The organism is Actinoplanes sp. NPDC048988 (assembly GCF_043197815.1).
GTDB lineage: Bacteria > Actinomycetota > Actinomycetes > Mycobacteriales > Micromonosporaceae > Actinoplanes.
The window spans coordinates 367119-385751 of the sequence record NZ_JBICTW010000005.1 but is presented as its reverse complement, the minus strand read 5'-3'; the positions used below and the strand labels follow the sequence as shown (position 1 = coordinate 385751).

Below are 18633 nucleotides of genomic sequence, written 5' to 3'. Positions count from 1 at the left end.
GCGCATCGAGGGGAGGCGAGTCACGTGAGCGACGGCGACTCGCCCGACCAGCCCGTCGGCGCGCTCCTGGCTCGCTGGCGCAAGCAGAAGAAGATCTCCGGCCAGACCCTCGGCGAGCTGGTCGGCATGAGCCAGGCGAAGATCAGCCGCCTCGAGAACGGCGTCTCCAGCCCCGACCCGCAGGACGTCCGCCGCATCGCCGAGGCCCTGGCGCTGCCCCCCGGCGAGGTCGACCGCCTGGTCGCCGCGGCCGACCGCCCCAGCGACCGTTTCGTCGACTGGCACTCCACCGAGCCCGGCCTGCCCGAACGCCAACAGTTCCTGCGCCAGCTCGAAGTCTCCACCCGCGAGATCCGCACCTTCCAGCCCGCCGTGGTGGTCGGCCTGTTGCAGACCAGCGAATATGCGCGCGCGTTGCTCACGGGTTACCGGGGCGAACAGGACGACGACGACACCGCCGCCTCCCCACTGGCCGTGTCCGAGGCCGTGGCGGCCCGCATCCAGCGAGGCCAGGTGCTGTACGAGCCGGGCCGCAAGTTCTCGTTCCTGATGACCGAGACCGCCCTGGGCAACCAGGTGTGCGGCCCCGCCGACATGCTCGCCCAGATAGGCCGGCTGCGCGAGGTCTCCACCCTGTCCAACGTCGACGTCCGCATCATCCCGCAGGACGCCAACCTGCCCCTCCCGCCGGCACACGGCTTCGAACTGATGGGCGACAAGGTCGTCTTCGTGGACCTCTTCAACACCAGCCTGCTGTCCCGAGACCGCCGCACGGTCCGCCACTACCAGCAGGTCTTCGACACCCTGGACTCGGTGGCAACCTCCGAGATCAGCACCCTCCTGGACAAGTACCAGTCCCGCTACGTCCGAATGCTCCCCGGCTCCGGGGCATGACCTCCCAGCGATCCGTGTAGATCAGCCGTTCCCGGACAGACTCAGGCCTGCTTGCTTCAAAAGGCGGAACTGGGCGAGCGCAACGGCTGCGAGGCATGCCGGTGCTCCGAATGTGACCGCGTACACCAATGAGGTCAGATCGGCTGCCGCATACTCGCCGTTCGCGGCCTTCCCTATGTATGAAGCGGTTTGTGCCACCGCGTAGCCAGCCTGCAGGCCCCTGGCCGACCAGCCACTTGAGAAAAATCCATTGAACATAGACCACAATGACGGATACGGCGGTGAGGGCAAGCGAAGCGATAATCATGCCGGCCATCACGATCAAAGGCGAGAAGAATCCCCTGTCCGGGCACCTTCGGTTTGAGATCCTCCCCGATCATGACACCGTCCTTCCTCGCCTGAAGCAGGAGTCGCGCCGTTCATGGTGGCGTAAGCGGGCAACTTGTACCGGCGGATGATGCGATCTTGAGCCGCAACCGCGGCGGGCGAAAGTGCATCTGACGTCCCACCTTGCCGCCGACTGCCCATGTAGGCCTCTGCGGTCGGGCCGCCAATGGCAATGCCCTGCACGCCGCTCGGGCGGCAGCCAGTGGTTCGCTTGCTGCTGCCCGAGCTGCTCCACACCGCCCGGTTACAAGACCATGTCAGCGGGCGTTACAACACCGCCGGCGTTGCGGCGATGGCTGCGTATTTGCGGTCGGGGCGGTCGGGGACCTCGTGCCGGACGCGTTGGAGTTCGGTGAAACCGGCCTCGGCCAGGCGGGTGGAGAAGACGTCGGCGGGCCAGCGGTAGGCCGTGCACACCTTGTGGTCGAAGGGGGCCACCCCGTCGTCGCTGTCGAAGAAGCCGATCACCAGGCGGCCGGACGGGGTCAGCAGGCGGTGGAACTCGGTGAGGGCGCCGGTCAGGTCTGACGGCGGCAGGTGAATGGTCGAGTACCAGGAGAGGATGCCGGCCGCCGATTGGTCGGGCAGCGGTAGGCCCGTCATCGATCCGAGCTGGAACCTCGGGCCGGGGAAGTTCGCCCGGGCGTAGTCGATGAACTCGGGGACCAGGTCGACGCCGGTCACGTCGGCGCCGAGGGCGTGCAGGAAGGCGCTGCGATGGCCGGGGCCGCATCCCAGGTCGAGCACCGGGCCGTCCAGGCCGGCCAGGTGTTCTCCGATGAGGCCCGTGTCGTCCACCTCGGCCTGCCAGTCGCCGTCGAACAAGGCTATGTATTGATCCGACATTTGTGAGTAAGCGCTGCGCACGCCCGTCTGGCTTGTCACCGCGTCACTGTAGAGGGGCCGGTTGCGGAGTTGTTACCGGTTGGTGTCCGTCCGTACCTTGGAGTCATGACGACCCATGAGGATCGCGTCACCAGCACCGGGGCGCCCGCGGTCACCAGTCGCCCGCCCCTCGAAGTTCTCGCCGGTCAGTGCACCGGCGGCACCTGCCCGACCGTCTACCGGAAAGACCTCCACAACGTCGTGGTGCAGGGGTACGCGCTCACCGGGGACGCCGCCGGCGTCGCGCTGCCGGACGGCGAGCACCTGGTCGAGATTCCCGTCGACGTGCTGCTCGCCGCCGCCGACAAGATCCGTGGTCAGAGCTGATCAGCGGGCCAGGCAGGCGACCGCGAAGACGGCGGCCACCACCCCGCACAGGTGAACGGTGTGCAGCCGTTCGCGCAGAACCACCCGATTGAGCAGCAGCGTGACCGCGGGATACAGGGATGCCACCACCGCCGTTGGCGCCAGGGCGGACGCCGCCGCCACGATGAACGCCGCGTCGGCGCCGACGTCGGCCGCGCCGACCAGGAAGATCCTGGGCCGGAACAGGGCGGTGCGGCCATGGCCGAGGATGACCGCCAGGGCGACGGCGGCGACGCCCGCGCTGATCCGGGCGACGGCCACCGCCCAGAACTCGTCCGCCTCGCCCGCCTCGTGCAGCAGGACGAAGAAGGCGCCGAAGCCGAGCGCGGCGCCGAGGGCGCACAGCACCGAGGGCCATCGGGTCCGGCCACCCGCCAGGCCCGGCACCGGCCAGCTCGCCATCGTGGCGCCGGCCAGGCCCACGACGACGCCCACGCCGACGAACGCACCGACCTGTTGCCCGTGCAGCAGGCCCCAGCCGACCGGCACCAGGGCGGCGACCGCGGCCACCGGCGCCACCACGGCCGGTGAGCCGTCCCGCATCGCGCGGTAGAGCAGGCCCATCGCCGGCAGGCCGACCAGGCCGGCCGCCGCGGCCAGCCAGAGCCGGCCGTCCCAGGTGGCGGGCAGTCCGCGGACGATCGCGGCCGGCAGGACGAGCAGCATGGCGGCGATCTGCGATCCGATGAGGATCGTCAGGATCGGTATCCGCCTGGTCAGCACGCCGGCCAGGAAGTCCGACACGCCCCAGCCGAGGGCGGCCACGACCGCTGTCGTCATCACCCAGGCCATGGGCGTCGCATTCATGCGGCCGATCCTGCCGACCGCCGGGCCTCGGGTCAGTCGCCCGCAGGCGGGGGCCCGAGCGGGCTAATCCGTACGCGGGAAGGACCTGTTGTTGACCTTTAGTCCGGCTTCTGGTCATGTGTCGGTCCCCTGGGGAAAGGACGGCGACAGCATGCTTCGTTGTTGATCGATTCCCCTCGAGAAAGAACACGAATGCGCATCCGGTATCTGGCCTTGGCGCTGGCGCCGATCCTCTCGACGGCGGCGCTGGCCACGCCCGCGGCCGCCCACCGGGAGCTGGCGCCGTTCGACGCGGTGAACCAGTTCATCGGCACCGAGATGGACACGACGCAGAACAAGAGCAACGACGCGTACGGCAACACGTTCCCCGGCGCGGCCGTGCCGTTCGGCATGGTGCAGCCCAGCCCGACCACCTACAAGGCCGGCAACGCGCTGGTGGGCGAGAAGGGCGGATACGAATACACCGCTAGCCTCATCCGCGGCTTCGGCATGACCCGCTATTCGGGTACGGGGTGCACGGGCCGCTACGGCGGCTACGAATTCCCGACCATTCCGTACGCCGGTGAGCTCACCGGCGGCGTACTCCCGGCCAACCCGTCGGCCGACGTCAAGCCGTACTACCTGGGCTTCAGCCACGCCAATGAGGTTTCCCAGCCGGGCTATTACAAAGTCGCTCTGGACAACGGCGTCACGACGGAATTGACGGCCAGTGCCCGTACGGCCGTAAGCCGTTTCTCCTTCTCCGGCCACGCGACGCTGATCCTCGACGTGTCCGGGCAGAACAACCGCTCGTTCGGCAGCGAGGTCACCATCGACCCGGCCACCCGGACGGTCAGCGGCTGGATGTACGGCACCGATGTGTGCGACGTGGGCAACCTCTACAAGGCCTACTTCTCCACCACGTACGACAAACCCTTCGCCTCGTACGGCACCTGGAACGACGGCGAGATGACCGCCGGATCGGCCCACGCGATCAAGAGCACCACCGACACCGGCGCCGACTACCGCCACGACACGGGCGCGTGGATCACCTTCGCCGACGGCGCCAAGGTCACCGCCAAGACCGGCTTCAGCTATGTCAGCGTCGCCAACGCGGCCGCGAACCGGGACAAGGAGGCAGGCAGAGAGCGATTCGATTCGGTACGCCGTCAGGCCGCATCCCAATGGAAGCGGGCGCTCGGCACGATCGACGTCGGCGGCGGGACCGACGCGCAACGGACGTCCTTCTACACCGCGCTCTACCACTCGCTGCTGCACCCGAACGTGCGCGACGACGTCAACGGCCAGTACCTCGGTTACGACAACCAGGTGCATGTGGTGGCCAAGGGCCGGCACTTCTACCAGAACCTGAACTTCGCCGGCTCGGGCTGGGACATGTACCGCGGCCAGGCCCAGCTCATCGCGCTCACCTTCCCGAAGGTCGCCTCCGACATGGCCCAGTCGATCGTCGACATGGTGAAGCAGAAAGGCTCCTGGGCGCCGGGCGCGGCCCGCATGCAGGGCGACAACTACCAGGTCATCCTGGCCACGCTGGACGACATGGGCATCACCGGATACGACCGGAAGGCCGCCCTGGCCTCGATGGTCGCCACCCAGAAGCTGCCCGCGGTGGCCAGCAGCCGCTCGGACGCGTACCAGTACTTCGCGACCGGCCTGATCGAGAACCGCAAGGGCGACTTCGCCACCTCGCGCGTCCTCGAGTACTCGATCGACGACTTCGCGATCGCGCGGCTGGCTCATGAAGAGGGCGATCTTGCGAACTACAAGTTCTTCATGGCCCGCGCCCAGAACTGGATGAACGTCTTCGATCCGGTCACCCAGCACATCCGTCCGCGTGAGCGCACCGGCTTCGACCGCAACTTCGATCTGCGGGTACGCGAGGACGGCGCCGGCCGCGGCCAGTTCAACCAGTCGACCGGTTACCAGTACGGCTGGCTCGTCCCACAGAACATGTCGACGCTGATCGCCCGGCGGGGCGGCGTGGCCGCGGCCACCGCCCAGCTCGACACTCTGATGGCTCAGCTCGACGCCGGCGCGTACACCCAGACCGGCAACTACCTGTCGAATCAGCCGGCCTTCGGCACCCCGTGGGTCTACAACTGGCTCCAGGCTCCGGCCGAGGCCACCGACGTGCTCTACCGGGCCGTCGCCGAGATGTACGACACGACGCCGTCGGGGCTGCCCGGCAACGACGACCAGGGTTCGCTGAGCGCCTGGTACGTCTTCGCCAACCTGGGCGTCTACCCGGCCGTCTACGGCACCGGCGATCTGCTGATCAGCGCTCCGATGTTCCCGAGCATGAGGATCGACCCGGTGGATGGTCGTCGCGACATCCGGATCACCGCTCCGGGCGTACAGAATGGCAAGAAGTATGTGTCGTCGCTGAAGGTCAATGGCCGTAACAGGACCGCGAACTGGCTCGACGCCCGCACGGCCGGCCGCCTCGACTTCACGATGGCGGCGACGCCAGGCACGTGGGGCACCGGGGCCGCGGACGTGCCGCCGTCCTACACCGACGGCGCCGACGCCCGCAACAACATCGGCACCACCCCGAACGGCCAGGGCAACCTGGGCTCGATGGACCTGAGCGACTGGTCCTTCTCCCGCGAGAGCCTGGCCGCGGCCGGCGCCACCCCTGGCGCCTCCCTGCCGCTGGGGCAGACCGGCATCGCCTTCACCTGGCCCACCGCCGCGCCGGGCACGCCCGACAACTGGATCCCGCACGGCCAGCGCGTCGAGGTGAAGAACGCGAAGGCGGGCTCGGTCTCGTTCCTGGGCCTGGCCACCAACGGCCCGTCCACGGGCATGGCCATCGTGGTTTACACCGACAAGAGCACCCAGCCGGTCCCGGTCACGTTCGCCGACTGGGCCTCGGCCGACCCGACCGCCCTGATCACCCTGACCGGCCGTAACAATGCCAACGGCACGACCGGCGACGGCACCTTCCGCGTCTTCGCTACCGCGCCCGCCGCCCTCGACCGCACGAAGACGGTCGACGCGGTGATCCTTCCCAGCTCCACCGACAAGGGGATCATGCACATCTTCGACGTCGCGGTGTCCTGACCCACCCGCCGGCGCCGGCCGCCTCCCCGCGGCCGGCGCTAGGCTCCTGACCATGTCCAAGATCCCGCTTCCTTCGAAGCTCGCCGAGTTCCTCCGGCAGCCCCACCCCGCGGTCATGGCCACCGTCGCCGCCGACGGGCGGCCGGTCACCGTCGCCACCTGGTACCTGCTCGAGGACGACGGGCGGGTGCTGCTCGGCCTCGACGCCAAGCGGGCCCGGCTCAAGCACCTCCAGCGCGACCCGCGAGTCTCCCTGACCGTGCTGGCGAGCGGCAACTGGTACACCCACCTGAGCGTGCAGGGGCGGGTCGTCTCGATCGCCGACGACGAGGGCCTCAAGGACATCGACCGCCTGGCCGTCCACTACACCGGCGCGCCCTACGCCAACCGCGAGCGGCCCCGGGTCACCGTGCAGGTCGAGGTCGACAGCTGGCACGCCTGGGGCGATCTGCGCGCATAGGGCGCTGAGGGTTCTCCCAGGCCAGGCCGGGTACGCTGCGCCGCGGGGGGAAGTGATCGACGTGGCTGGTGAAAGGCTGCGGGAGCGACGGCGCGAGCGTGAGGCGCTGGACCGTCTGCTGCGTGACGTACGGGCCGGGCACAGCCGTGCCCGGGTGCTGCGCGCCGCCGGGGTGGAGCTCGAATCCGAGATCACCTACTCGGCGTTGCAGCAGCTCTGCGCGCCCCTGCTGGAAAACCTGGACCGGCTGCCGGCGCCGCAGCGGGCCGCGCTCGCCACCGCCGTCGGCCTCGCCGCCGGGAAACCGCCGGAGGCGCTGCTGGTCGGGCTGGCCGTGCTGGGGCTGTTCGCCGAGGCGGCGTCGCAGCGGCCCCTGATCTGCGTCGTCGACGACGTGCAGTGGCTCGACCGGATGTCCGAGCTGATCCTGACCTTCGTGGCCCGCCGGCTCGACGCCGAGTCGGTCGGGCTGGTCTTCGGCGTACGGACCCCGGCCGGCTCCAGGCCCGGCCTGCCCGAGCTGACCGTCGAAGGGCTCTCCGACACCGACGCCCGGATCCTGCTCGAGTCCGCCCTGCCGGGGCCGGTGGACGCCCGCGTCCGCGACCGGATCGTGGCCGAGACCAGGGGAAACCCGCTCGCCCTGCTGGAGCTGCCGCGCGGGTTGTCGACGGCCGAGATGGCGTTCGGCTTCGGCGGGCTGAGCCGAGGCCGAATCGGCGCGCGCCCGGCTGCGGGAACGCACATCAGTGGCGGGCACGGACTGGGCGCGCGGCGTGCAGGCGCTGGCCGACGCCCTGGTCACCGCCGACGAGAACGGCTACCGGGCCGGCATCGCGTCCTTCACGGCGGCCGGCATGGGCATGCAGGCGGCCCGAGCCCACCTGCTGTTCGGCGAATGGCTGCGCCGCGAGAACCGCCGCTCCGAGGCCCGAGCCGAGTTGCACCGGGCCCACGAGTCCTTCACCACGATCGGCGCCGAGGCTTTCGCCACGCGCGCCGCCCGTGAACTGGCCGCCACCGGCGAAACGGTCCGCGCCAAGGCCCCCGGCACAGCCGACCAGCTGACGGCGCAGGAGTCCCAGATCGCCCGCCTGGCGGTGACCGGCCGCACCAACCCGGAGATCGGCGCTTCGCTGTTCCTGAGCCCCCGGACCGTCGAGTGGCACCTCCGCAAGATCTTCACCAAGCTAGGCATCACGTCCCGCCGCGAACTGGCCGCCGCCCTGCAAGGCTGACACCGCCCGGAGCGGTCGGCCGTTGACTTCCGTTCTGCCGGCCAGATCCCACCAGAGCGTGTCGTCATCGGCGACGTACGCGTGCCACTCGCCCACGGTGCCGCCGGTTTCGAGAGCGTTCGCGACCGCTGTCAGATAGGCACTCAGGGACGGCCAGCCCTCGGAGAAATCCGCGGGATTGGAGGTCGGCGCCAGGCCCACCCGCCCGCGGCCCGGTCCAGGTCGCATGTCGATGACTTGCAGCCCGCAGCCCGCATCCCCGAACGGCAGCCAGCGCTCATGCCACCAGGGCTCGGCGTTGGGCGCGTGCACCGCGAAGCCGTCGACGTCAGGAGCGACATCCATCCGAATCGCATACTGTTCGCCGATCTCCTCGACGGCGAGCGGCGTCGCTTCCGGAAAGATGTTCGCCGGCTCCGTCAGCCCGTCATGGCGAAGCAGGGACTCGACAAGCTCAGCTGGAAAAGCGACACCGGCCTGAACCTCGGCCGCCTCAATCAGCTCAGGCGCCGCCGGCCCGGCAAGCACGGCGCCGCTCCGCGGAGTGTAGTGGTGGAGCCAGCCCTCGATCCGAATCCAGGCTTCGGTCACGGTCGCCACGCAGCGAGTCTAGGGCCGCTGACGCAGCGTCACGACCAGCGGCTCGGAGGATTCGTCGAGGTAGCCGTGTCCAGGGTAGTGATCGATGTGCAGATGACTCCGTGGGTCGCCGTCCTCGGCGACACCCCGCACCTCGTCGGCGATCAGGCCGAGTTGTTCGTGTCCTCCTCGGATGTCCAGCACATCAGGGCTCGTGAAGCACCCGATGAGAGCCGGACCCGACGTCTGCTCGACTGTGATGCGCGCCAGCGTCCGGTCGTACGGCGCAGGGTCGCCGATGCGATCCAGTTCGGCCGTGCCGCTGCCCGAGCACACCAGCTCGGCTAAGCCCTCGAGCTCGGCCACGGTGCCACGCAGCTCCATCTCCAGGGTCGCGTCACTTCGCAGGACCTGCACACTCCTCCTTCGACCATCAGCGGAAACCAGCGTCGGCGCCGTGCTGTCCTTCAGGCGACCCAGCAGTAGAGGGACTGGGTGGTGCGCTGGGCCCTGGCCGCGGTGGCGGCCAGTTCGCTGACTATCTCGTGGGCCAGTTCCTCGTCCAGGGCCTCGCCCTCCCCGGCGCGCAAGGAGAGCCACTGCTCGGCGGCGCCGGAGACGGTTTCGCTGTCGGCGGTGGACAGGGCCTCGACCAGGACGGTGGGGACGCGCAGCAACATGGGCTCGCCGGCGCCGCTGATGATTTCGGGGCCGCCCTGGTCCAGGACCTCTTCCAGGTCGCGGCCGGTCAGGATGCTCTCCAGTTCCTCCAGCGTCGACCACACGTCGAAGTTGCCGTAGGTGATCGGTTCGAACTTCGCCCCGGGGCCCTCCTCGGCGGCGCCGGCGGCGACCTCGTCGTCGGGGGCCACGAAGAACTTGATGATGGAGCTCACCCGGTCATCTTGCCCTACCGGTCAGGCCGGGATCACCTGGCTGACCGCTATGTGGACCCGGCCGGGGCGGTCGCTCAGGCGCAGTTCGCCCAAAAAGAACGACGCGGCCAGCCAGGTCGGGCCGGGGGAGGGGACCTCGAAGACCGGGCGGGTCGGTATCGGCTCGCCGGGCCGGCCCAGGCCCTCGTTGATGACCGAGACGACGGCCCCTTCGGCCGTACGGAGTTCGTAGCGGGCCCACACGTGGATGGCGCCGTCGGGGCGGACCAGGTTCCAGTCGGCGCCGCCGGGCAGGATCTCGCCGGTCAGGGTGGGGCCGGTGACCGTGCCGCCGAGGATGGGGATGACCCGGCGGTGACCGGTGGGTACCTGGCCCACGTCGCGGGGCTCGGCCAGGTCGACGGTCAGGGTGAAGGCCGGTTTCAGGGTCAGGGTCATCGGGTCAGGCCCAGCAGGCGGGCGGCGTTGTCCTTCAGAATCTTCGGCCGTACGGCGGGTTTGATGTCCAGCGCGGCGAAGTCGGCCAGCCAGCGGTCCGGGGTGAGGACCGGGTAGTCGGAGCCGAAGAGCACCTTGTCCTGGAGCAGCGAGTTGGCGTACCGGATGAGCTGGGGTGGAAAGTACTTCGGCGACCAGCCGGACAGGTCGATGTGGACGTGCTCCTTGTGGGTGGCGACCGCCAGGGCCTCGTCCTGCCACGGGAAGGACGGGTGGGCCAGGATGATGCGCAGGTCGGGGAAGTCCACGGCCACGTCGTCGACGAGCATCGGGTTGGAGTGGCGCAGCCGGATGCCGCCTCCGCCGCGGACGCCGGCGCCGATGCCGGTCTGGCCGGTGTGGAACAGGGCGGGAACGCCCAGTTCCTGGATCGCCTCGTACAGGGGGTAGGCGAGCCGGTCGGACGGGTCGAAGCCCTGCAGGCTCGGGTGGAACTTGAAGCCGCGGACGCCGTGGCCGGTGACCAGGCGGCGCGCTTCGAGGACGCCGGCGCGGCCCCGGTGCGGGTCGATCGACGCGAACGGGATCAGCACGCCGGGGTGGGCCGCGCAGGATTCCGCGACCTCCTCGTTGGAGATGCGCGGGTGCCCGGTCAGGTGTTCGGCGTCGACGGTGAAGACGACGGCGGCCATCCGGCGGTCCCGGTAGTACGACGCCATCTCGTCGATCGTCGGCTGGCGGTGGCCGTGTGCTTTGAAGTACGCCTCGGAGGCGGCCAGCAACTCGCCGCTCAGCGACTTGTGGCCGTCCCGGCTCACCTCGGCGTGGGTGTGGACGTCGATGGCGTCCAGGGCGTCGACGTCAATCATTGCCGGGGGCTTTCGGGGCGGGGATGCCGTACGTCTCCAGGTCGCCGAAGTCATGGTCCGCGATGGCCGAAGCGCTCCATCCGCCGTCGGTGAACGCGACCGTCTTCTCCTTCGGGTGCGCCCAGAGCGCGAGCCGGTCGCCGCCGACGCCGATGGCCTGCCCGGTGAGGCCGGCCGACGCGTCCGAGGCGAGGTAGACGATGAGGCCGGTGACGTCGTCGACGGTTCCCATGCCCTCGTCGCGGCGTACCCAGGCCGGCAGCGGCTCGTCCTTCTCCAGCAGCGGCGCGAAGGCGGGGATCGTCTTCGTCATCTCGGTCGCGGCCACCGGGACGACGGCGTTGACGGTGATGTTCGCCCGGGCCAGCTCGAGCGCCCAGGTGCGGGCCATCGCGGCGATGCCGGCCTTGGCGGCCGCGTAGTTGGTCTGCCCGAAGTTGCCGCGCTGCCCGGCCGGGGAGGAGATGAGGATGAGGCGGCCACCCGTACCCTGGGAACGCATCTGGATCGCCGCGGCCCGGGCGCAGGTGAAGGTGCCGCGCAGGTGCACGTGGACGACGGCGTCGAAATCGTCGTCGGTCATCTTCCACAGGACGCGATCGCGCAGGATGCCGGCGTTGGTGACCAGCACGTCCAGGCGCCCGAAGGTCTTCACCGCGGTGTCGACCAGGCGCTCGGCCGTCGCGGCGTCGCCGACCGCGCCGGCGACGCCGGTCGCCCGGTCGCCGAGGGACGCGACCGCCGCGTCCACGGCCGCCTCGTCGACGTCGTTCACCACCACCGACGCGCCCGCGGCGGCCAGCGCTTTCACGTACGCCAAGCCCAGACCCCGGCCGCTGCCGGTGACGATCGCGACCTTGCCTTCCACGTTCATGCTCGCCTCCATCAGCAGGAATCCTGATCGTGGTCGACGATCAGGATTCCTGTCAATAGCGTAGGGTGACGCCATGGAGAGACCGTCGCTGCTTTACCTGGTCAAGCAGCTGGAACTGGTGGTACGGGCGCGGCTGGACGAGATCGTCCGCACCGGCGGCATCACCGCATTGCAATACACGGCGCTGACCGTGCTGGAACGCCACGACGGGCTGTCGGCGGCGCAGCTGGCCCGCGACTCGTTCGTCACCGCGCAGACCATGGCCGACATGGTCCGGGCCCTGGAGAGCCGTCGGCTGATCCACCGCGAGCGCAACCCGGCCAACCGGCGGGAGCTGCTCATCCACCTCACGGACGAAGGGCGTGGGCTGCTCGCCCAGTACGTGAAGCCGGTACGCGAGCTCGAGGAGGAGATGACCGGGCGGCTGACCGAGGCGCAGGCGGCCGGGTTCCGGCACGCCCTGATCGACAGCTGGCAGGCGCTGGCTTCCATATCGTGAAGCTCTCAATCGAGTCCCATTCAGTATTGGTGCCGCATCGCCGCCCGGCCTAGGTTGAAGGCATGAGCTCGGCATACCTGTACGCCGCTGTCCGTACGCCGTTCGGCCGCTTCGGGGGCGCCCTCGCCGAGTCGCGGCCGGACGACCTCGCGGCGGCCGCGCTCACCGGCGTACTGGGTAAGGCTCCTGACCTTGACCCTGGCTCCATCGGCGACGTCGTGTGGGGATGCGCGAACCAGGCCGGCGAGGACAACCGCAACGTCGGGCGGATGGCCGTGCTGCTGGCCGGACTGCCGGTCGACGTGCCGGCCACGACGGTCAACCGGCTCTGCGGCTCGTCGCTCGACGCGGCCATGATCGGCTCGCGGGCCATCGAGACCGGCGACGCCGACGTGGTGGTGACCGGCGGCGTCGAGTCGATGACCCGCGCGCCCTGGGTGCTGCCGAAACCGTCGAAGGCGTTCCCAGCCGGCAACGTGACGGCCGTGTCGACCACGCTGGGCTGGCGGCTGGTCAACGAGAACATGCCGAAGGAGTGGACCGTCTCGCTGGGCGAGGCGAACGAGATGCTGGGCGAGAAGTTCGGCATCTCCCGCGAACGGCAGGACGCCTTCGCCGCCGGCTCGCACCGTCGCGCCGACGCGGCGTGGACGGCCGGCTTCTACGACGACCTGGTCGTGCCGGTCGGCGGGCTGACCCGCGACGAGGGCATCCGGCCCGGCTCGACGGCGGAGAAACTGGCCGCGCTGAAACCGTCGTTCCGGCCCGACGGCACGATCACCGCGGGCAACGCGTCGCCGCTGAACGACGGCGCCTCGGCCGTGCTGCTCGCCTCGGAACAGGCCGCCGACCGGATCGGCCGGGCGCCGCTGGCCCGGGTCGCCGGCCGTGGCGTGTCCGCCGTCGAACCGCCGATGTTCGGCTACGCGCCGGTCGCGGCGGCCGACCGGGCGCTGGCCCGGGCCGGCATCACCTGGAACGACGTGGCGGCCGTCGAGCTGAACGAGGCCTTCGCGGTGCAGTCGCTGGCCTGCGTCGACGCCTGGGACATCGACCCGGCCATCGTCAACGCCAAGGGCGGCGCCATCGCCATCGGCCACCCGCTCGGCGCCTCCGGCGGCCGCATCCTCGGCACCCTGGCCGCCCGCCTGCGCGAGTCGGGGGATCGCTGGGGTGTGGCCGCCATCTGCATCGGCGTCGGCCAGGCCCTCGCGGTCGTCCTGGAAAACGCTAACTGATCGCCGCGCCCCGGCCGCCGGGCTGGGCGGAGAGCAGGGCGGTGCCCAACGGCGTGCGCAGGTGCAGGACCGCCTTGCCGGCCCGGACGGTCTGAATGAGGCGGGCGTCGCGCAGCACCGCGGTGTGCTGGCTGATCGAGGCGCGGCTCACCCCGACGTGCCGGGCCAGCTCCGAGGTCGTACGCCCGTCTCCCATCGACTCCAGCACCGCGGCCCGGGTGGGTCCGATCAGCGCCGACAGGGCCGTGCCGGTGGCCAGCGAACGGCTCAGCGAGTGCTCGATCGGGTACACCAGCACCGGCGGCAGGCCCGGGTCGAACAGCATGTCGGGGGTGCCGGACGACAGGTACGACGGCACCAGCAGCAGGCCGCGGCCGTTGAGGTGCAGCGCCCGCTGCTGGGGCACGTCGACGTGCAGCACGGGCGGCTCCCAGCGCATCATCGGCCGGAAGCTGTCGAGCAGGCCCTCCGCGCCCTGGTCGAGCAGCACGCGGGCGCGCCGGCCCCGGTCGGCGTCGACCTGGGCGCGGGCGTCGTCGGCGAACGGCGCCACCACCGCGTCGTGATGCGAGCGCAGCGCCGTGGCGAGCTGCCGTAGCGCGCCGGGGTCACCGTCGCCGAGCTGCCGCATCCACGGCGTCAGCGGCGCGCCGGTCCCGGCCAGCCGGGCCATGTCGGTGCGCAGCCGGGTGACCGGGGTCGACATCAGGGCGTCCAGCGCCGTGGGCAGGCCGGCGGTGCCCTCGGGCGGGGTGAGGAAGTCGGGGAAGTACCGCTGCCGCACCAGCGGGCCGAGCACGCTCAGATCCGCTCGCCGGCTCGCCCGGACGGCGTGCCGGCGCCAGTGGCCGAAGGCCAGCTCCGGCCCCGGCCGCCGGAGCCGGAAGACGCTGATGACCGTCTCCCACAGGGGGTCGGCCCCGGTCGCCACCCGGATTCGCGCGACGTCGTCGGCCGTGAAATGGATACGCAGCACGCCGGCCCCCTCCTATCGACCGACGCGATTGTCTCAGGCGGGAGCAAAAGGCATTGTCCAAGATCCGTCCTGATCACCTCCCGCGGGCGAGGCGCGAGGGGGTGAATCGCCACTAGCGTGCGAATCATGAGCACGACGCCGGCCTATGTGTCCACCGGTCACCTGCCTTCGCCGGACGAGGTACGGGCGGCGATCGACGAGACGTACGCGAAATTCCGCACCGTGACGGAGGGCGAGCCGTCCCACGTCTATCCGGCGCTGGCCCGCGTGCCGGTCGACCTGTTCGGCGTCTGCGCGGTCGGCGCGCGCGGCGGCCAGTACGCGGCCGGCGACGCCGAACACGGTTTCACGATCATGAGCGTGGCCAAGCCGTTCGTGTTCGCCCTGGTCTGCGCGATCCTCGGGCCGGATCAGATGCGCCGGCGGCTCGGCGTCAACGCGACCGGGCTGCCGTTCAATTCGCTCACCGCGGTCGAGCGGGCGCCCGGCGGCCGCACCAACCCCATGGTCAACCCGGGCGCGATCGCCACGGCCAGCCTGGTGCCGGGCGAGACGCTGGAGCAGAAGTGGCGGTTCCTGCGGGACGGGCTGTCGCGCTTCGCGGGCCGTCCGCTCGAGATCGACCGGGAGACGTACGCCTCGGCCTCGGCCACCAACCACCGCAACCGCGCCCTGGCCGACCTGCTGCAGACGTACGGCCTGCTCGGTTGCGATCCGATGGAGGCGGTCGACCTCTACACCCGGCAGAGCTGCCTGCGGGTGACCACCACCGGGCTGGCGGCGATGGGCGCCACGCTGGCCGACGGCGGGGTCAACCCGCTCACTCGCGAGCGCGTGGTCGACGCGACGGTGTGCCCGTTCACGCTGGCGGTGATGGCGACGGCCGGTCTCTACGAAACCTCAGGCGATTGGTTGTACGACGTCGGAGTGCCCGGCAAGAGCGGGATCGGCGGTGGCATCGTGGTGGTCTCGCCGGGCAAGGGGGCGCTGGCCGCCTTCGCCCCGCCGCTCGACGCGTACGGCAACAGCGTCCGCGGTCAGCTGGCGGCCCGTTTCCTGTCCGTACGGCTGGGCCTGACGCTGTTCGCCTCGGAACCCTCATGAGCTGGGTCGTGGTCCGGGGGCGCCGGGTCTTCGTGCGCCGGGGTCCGGAGGTGCCCGGGTCGACGCCGATCGTTCACGTGCACGGCTTCGGGATCTCGGGCGGCTACATGGTGCCGACGGCGCGGGCGCTGGCCCATCGAGCGACCGCGCTCGTGCCGGACCTGCCGGGATACGGGCGCAGCAAGCCGTGGGGGCAGACGCTGGGCATCTCGTCGCTGGCCTGGGCGCTCCTGGAGATCCTGGACGCGCTCGGCCTGGACAAAGTGGTGCTCGTCGGCAACTCGATGGGCGGCCCGGTGTCGCTGGAGGTGGCGCACAGCGCCCCCGAGCGCGTGGCCGGCGTGGTGCTGGCCTCACCCGCCGGGGGAGTGCACAACCAGCCGTTGCTGCGGGCGTTGGTGCAGCTCGCGCGGGACGTGCCACGGGAGTCGGCGCGCATGGTCAGGGTGGCGCTCCCGGACTACCTGCGGTTCGGGCCGGTCAACGCGGTGCACCTGTTCGGGGAGCTGACCCGGTTCCCGTCGCTGGAAAGGCTGCTGCGCACGCCGGTGCCGACGCTGGCGGTGCTCGGCGGCCGGGATCCACTGATGCCGCCGGACCGGCGCGTCGCGGAGCTGAGCCACCTGGGGCCGCCGCACCTGAGCGTCGCGGTGATCGAGGGGGCGGCCCACGCGATGAACTACAGCCACCCGGCCGAGCTGGCCGCCGTGATCGGCGGCTGGCTCGACGAAACCAAGCTCGACGGCGTCAGGTGATCTCGCCGGCCAGCAGGTCCATGAGCAGGCCGTCGTGCCAGGTTCCGTCGGGGGCCTGCCCATAGCGGCGTATGATGCCGACCGGGCGGAAGCCGGCCCTGGTGTAGCAGCGGATCGCGGCGTGGTTGTCGGCCGCGGGATCCGACCACGCGCTCCTCGGCCAGGATGACCAGGGTCGGCGTGTCCGCGTCGAGGACGTCGCCGGGACCCCAGCGCTCGTACACCTCAGGGGTCGCGCGGATCCGGGACAGCGCCGGGACATCGTCCTGAGTGGCCGGGCGCAGGCGAACCAGGGCCCCCTGAAGGGTTTGCATTCCGGGAAAGTATCGGAAAGGGGATGTCCCCGCGTTCGGCCCGGCCCGTCGAGGCTCCGGCCTTAGCGTCAGCGAATGCGGAAATATCCGGTTTTGCGGTCAGGGCTGGCGCTGGTGGGGGTGGCGGCGTCGGCGGCGCTGACCGGCGGGTGCGGTGGGGGCGACGAGAAGGTGGCGCCGCTGACGTCGGCCGAGGCGACCGCGGGGATGGCGGCCGCCGATGAAGCCGGTTTGGCGCCGCAGCGCACGGGCGTGGCGTTCCCGTATCGGGAACTGTTCAGTGACGGCACCCCGCCGGTCGACTGGGCCGTCACGGTGACCGGGGTGAAGTGCGGGATCACGGTCTTCCCCGACGCCGCCGACAACCCGGCCTATACGAGCGGCGACTGGTCCAGTGACGACGTGCCGCCGGAGCACGTCGACGCCCGGCCGCCGAGTGGCTGGGAGTTCTGCCGGATGGACGCGACGATGGAGAACGTCGGGCGTACGCCGGCCTCCGGCACCGAAGAATTCGGGCACCTGGTGACCGACCGGGGCGAGTACGCGTTCTCCGATCTCGACGAGACGGTCGCGGCCAACCTGCAGCGGGCCGAGGACTTCCCCGGTGGCCCGTACAACCCGGGTATGACGGCTCGGCTGATCAAGGTGTGGACGGTGCCGAGCGGCACGAAGGCCGAGGCGGTGCTGTTCCCGCAGGATTCGCTCTTCGACCACCCCGCGCATCGGATCAGTCTGACGTGAGGACGACCTCACGCTTCGGCCTAGTCACGGCGGTGCTGCCGGGACATCCACTGCCAGATGTGCAGGCCGTTGATGCTCGGGTCGTTGCGGGCCACGTAGATCCATGACCAGTGGCCGGGGAACTGGTGACCGTTCCAGATCACGTTGTCGTATAGGGTGACCCGCGACCGGGGGATGACGTCGTGCGCGTGCACGGTGTTGGCGACCGGGTCGACGGTGTCGTCGTCGAGCGAGGTGACCAGCCAGGTCGGGGTGGTGATGGCCGCCAGCTCGGGGTCGGGGATCAGCGGCGGGTTGCCGGCGACGATGCCGCAGATGGGCACCGACGAGGCGAAGACGTCCGGGTAGACGGTGGTCATCTTCAGGCTCATGTAGCCGCCGTTGCTGCAGCCGACGACATGGACGCGGTCGCGGTCGACGTTGTGGCGCCGGGCGACCTCGTCGACGATCTGGCGGATGAGCGGGGCGAAGCGGGGGCCGTCCAGCATCCAGGCGGAGAAGCTCTGGGGCGCCACGACGTACGCGCCGTGGAAGATCCTCTGCCCCTGGGGTGTGGAGAAGCCGAGGGCGCCGCGGTTGGCCCGCAGGGTGGTCTCGTTGTCGTAGTAGCCGTCGGGCAGGGAGGCGCCCTCGCCGCCGCCGTGCAGCCAGACGACGAGTGGGCGCTTCCCCTGGCTCCTGGGCGAGAAGAGGCGGTACTTCATGCCGTCTTTCGAGGTGTGGTAGCTGTAAGCGTCGACCTCGGGGTTCGAGAGCCTTCCCTGTACGAACGTGCCGACGGTGACCGGGCGGCCGCGCGCGACGAAGGGGGCGTTCTGCGTGATCGTGTAGGTCAGGTTCAGCCGGACGTTGCGGCTGCGGCTGACGAGGTAGCCGAGCGTGCCGCCGCCGGGCTGGCCCTCGGCGTAGCTCAGCTCGAGGACGATGTCGCCGTGCCGGTCGACGCGGGCCGCGGTCACCACGCGGTCGAGGTCGTAGCCCGGGTCCGGGGTGACGGCGATGGGGCTGGTGGCCTTGACGTGCACGCTGAACGTGCCCGGGGTGAGGCTGGCGCGGGAGATCGGTCCGAGCCGGCGGGTGCCGAGGGTGAGGCTGACGACCTGTTCGCCGCCGTCGAGGGTGACGGCGTTCAGAGTGAATCCGACGGTTGTGGCCTTACTCCCGCCCGCCTGGGCGGCGGCGCCGGGGATCGCGAGGCCGGCTGCGGCACCCGCTCCGGCGGCTAGGACAGTGCGACGACTGAGGGGCAT

The 18633-nt window shown here is 70.6% G+C and carries 21 protein-coding genes; 10 read left to right on the top strand and 11 right to left on the bottom strand.

The genetic code is table 11. From position 1 onward, the window contains the following. The first annotated feature begins 24 nt into the window (after window positions 1-24). Entirely contained in the window at window positions 25-894 is an 870-nt protein-coding gene (locus ACGFJ7_RS19750) for a helix-turn-helix domain-containing protein (protein ID WP_392642963.1), read from the top strand. A 654-nt stretch (window positions 895-1548) separates the two neighbouring features. Here ACGFJ7_RS19750 and ACGFJ7_RS19745 read toward each other — a convergent pair. Then, window positions 1549-2166: a class I SAM-dependent methyltransferase gene (locus ACGFJ7_RS19745; protein WP_392642961.1), complete on the bottom strand. Its 618-nt coding sequence runs from the start codon at window positions 2164-2166 to the stop codon at window positions 1549-1551. Between the two features lie 66 nt (window positions 2167-2232). Here ACGFJ7_RS19745 and ACGFJ7_RS19740 point away from each other — a divergent pair, with 66 nt between their 5' ends. Then, complete coding sequence (locus ACGFJ7_RS19740; protein ID WP_360251083.1) at window positions 2233-2493, top strand: hypothetical protein; 261 nt, start codon at window positions 2233-2235, stop codon at window positions 2491-2493. Here ACGFJ7_RS19740 and ACGFJ7_RS19735 read toward each other — a convergent pair whose 3' ends face one another. After that, the gene (locus tag ACGFJ7_RS19735) at window positions 2494-3339 is read right to left on the bottom strand and encodes an EamA family transporter (protein ID WP_392642959.1); all 846 of its coding nucleotides are present in this window, start codon (window positions 3337-3339) and stop codon (window positions 2494-2496) included. 192 nt (window positions 3340-3531) lie between these two features. On the opposite strand from ACGFJ7_RS19735, the gene ACGFJ7_RS19730 reads away from it, so the two are divergent. After that, window positions 3532-6402, top strand: coding sequence for a GH92 family glycosyl hydrolase (locus tag ACGFJ7_RS19730; protein WP_392642957.1), 2871 nt, complete (start codon window positions 3532-3534; stop codon window positions 6400-6402). 52 nt (window positions 6403-6454) lie between these two features. Continuing rightward, a complete protein-coding gene (locus ACGFJ7_RS19725; protein WP_392642955.1) occupies window positions 6455-6862 on the top strand; it encodes a PPOX class F420-dependent oxidoreductase in 408 nt (135 codons plus the stop codon). A 195-nt stretch (window positions 6863-7057) separates the two neighbouring features. On the opposite strand, the gene ACGFJ7_RS19720 is transcribed toward ACGFJ7_RS19725, so the two are convergent. Continuing rightward, a complete protein-coding gene (locus ACGFJ7_RS19720) occupies window positions 7058-7408 on the bottom strand; it encodes a hypothetical protein (RefSeq protein WP_392642954.1) in 351 nt (116 codons plus the stop codon). A gap of 203 nt (window positions 7409-7611) precedes the next feature. On the opposite strand from ACGFJ7_RS19720, the gene ACGFJ7_RS19715 reads away from it, so the two are divergent. Then, window positions 7612-8100 (top strand): LuxR C-terminal-related transcriptional regulator, encoded by a 489-nt coding sequence (locus ACGFJ7_RS19715; RefSeq protein WP_392642952.1) that lies wholly within the window; start codon window positions 7612-7614, stop codon window positions 8098-8100. Here ACGFJ7_RS19715 and ACGFJ7_RS19710 read toward each other — a convergent pair. Genes ACGFJ7_RS19710 through ACGFJ7_RS19685 form a run of 6 tightly spaced genes read right to left on the bottom strand, consistent with a single transcriptional unit; the run spans window position 8053 to window position 11756 of the window. After that, entirely contained in the window at window positions 8053-8700 is a 648-nt protein-coding gene (locus ACGFJ7_RS19710; RefSeq protein ID WP_392642950.1) for an SMI1/KNR4 family protein, read from the bottom strand. The two genes, ACGFJ7_RS19715 and ACGFJ7_RS19710, sit on opposite strands and share 48 nt — an antisense overlap. Window positions 8701-8709: 9 nt before the next feature. Beyond that, window positions 8710-9096 carry a hypothetical protein gene (locus ACGFJ7_RS19705; RefSeq protein WP_360251062.1) on the bottom strand — a complete coding sequence of 129 codons (387 nt, stop codon included), beginning with the start codon at window positions 9094-9096 and terminating at the stop codon, window positions 8710-8712. A 50-nt stretch (window positions 9097-9146) separates the two neighbouring features. Next, complete coding sequence (locus ACGFJ7_RS19700; protein WP_392642948.1) at window positions 9147-9575, bottom strand: hypothetical protein; 429 nt, start codon at window positions 9573-9575, stop codon at window positions 9147-9149. A 21-nt stretch (window positions 9576-9596) separates the two neighbouring features. Beyond that, on the bottom strand, window positions 9597-10013 hold the full coding sequence (locus ACGFJ7_RS19695; protein ID WP_360251056.1) for a DUF3237 domain-containing protein: 417 nt from the start codon (window positions 10011-10013) through the stop codon (window positions 9597-9599). Beyond that, window positions 10010-10882, bottom strand: a complete 873-nt coding sequence (locus ACGFJ7_RS19690; protein WP_360251053.1) for an amidohydrolase family protein — start codon at window positions 10880-10882, stop codon at window positions 10010-10012. The genes ACGFJ7_RS19695 and ACGFJ7_RS19690 overlap by 4 nt, the downstream gene beginning before the upstream one ends. Then, window positions 10875-11756 (bottom strand): SDR family NAD(P)-dependent oxidoreductase, encoded by an 882-nt coding sequence (locus ACGFJ7_RS19685; RefSeq protein WP_392642946.1) that lies wholly within the window; start codon window positions 11754-11756, stop codon window positions 10875-10877. The genes ACGFJ7_RS19690 and ACGFJ7_RS19685 overlap by 8 nt, the downstream gene beginning before the upstream one ends. Before the next feature lie 73 nt (window positions 11757-11829). On the opposite strand from ACGFJ7_RS19685, the gene ACGFJ7_RS19680 reads away from it, so the two are divergent. Together ACGFJ7_RS19680 and ACGFJ7_RS19675 are read left to right on the top strand one after the other, a co-directional pair. Next, a complete protein-coding gene (locus ACGFJ7_RS19680) occupies window positions 11830-12255 on the top strand; it encodes a MarR family winged helix-turn-helix transcriptional regulator (RefSeq protein WP_392642945.1) in 426 nt (141 codons plus the stop codon). Between the two features lie 62 nt (window positions 12256-12317). Next, window positions 12318-13493 carry a thiolase family protein gene (locus ACGFJ7_RS19675; RefSeq protein WP_360251044.1) on the top strand — a complete coding sequence of 392 codons (1176 nt, stop codon included), beginning with the start codon at window positions 12318-12320 and terminating at the stop codon, window positions 13491-13493. Here the strand turns inward: ACGFJ7_RS19675 and ACGFJ7_RS19670 are convergent. Beyond that, window positions 13486-14469, bottom strand: a complete 984-nt coding sequence (locus tag ACGFJ7_RS19670; protein WP_360251041.1) for a winged helix-turn-helix domain-containing protein — start codon at window positions 14467-14469, stop codon at window positions 13486-13488. The genes ACGFJ7_RS19675 and ACGFJ7_RS19670 overlap by 8 nt on opposite strands. A gap of 126 nt (window positions 14470-14595) precedes the next feature. Between ACGFJ7_RS19670 and glsA the strand changes: the two genes are divergently transcribed. The 3 genes from glsA (at window position 14596) to ACGFJ7_RS19655 (ending at window position 17383) form a co-directional block, all read left to right on the top strand. After that, entirely contained in the window at window positions 14596-15573 is a 978-nt protein-coding gene (glsA, locus tag ACGFJ7_RS19665; protein WP_360251038.1) for a glutaminase A, read from the top strand. Continuing rightward, the gene (locus ACGFJ7_RS19660; RefSeq protein ID WP_360251035.1) at window positions 15570-16328 is read left to right on the top strand and encodes an alpha/beta fold hydrolase; all 759 of its coding nucleotides are present in this window, start codon (window positions 15570-15572) and stop codon (window positions 16326-16328) included. Before glsA ends, ACGFJ7_RS19660 begins: the two co-directional genes overlap by 4 nt. 389 nt (window positions 16329-16717) lie before the next feature. Then, window positions 16718-17383: a hypothetical protein gene (locus ACGFJ7_RS19655; protein WP_360251029.1), complete on the top strand. Its 666-nt coding sequence runs from the start codon at window positions 16718-16720 to the stop codon at window positions 17381-17383. Window positions 17384-17403: 20 nt separating this feature from the next. Here the strand turns inward: ACGFJ7_RS19655 and ACGFJ7_RS19650 are convergent, their stop codons facing one another. Next, window positions 17404-18633 (bottom strand): prolyl oligopeptidase family serine peptidase, encoded by a 1230-nt coding sequence (locus tag ACGFJ7_RS19650; RefSeq protein WP_392642942.1) that lies wholly within the window; start codon window positions 18631-18633, stop codon window positions 17404-17406.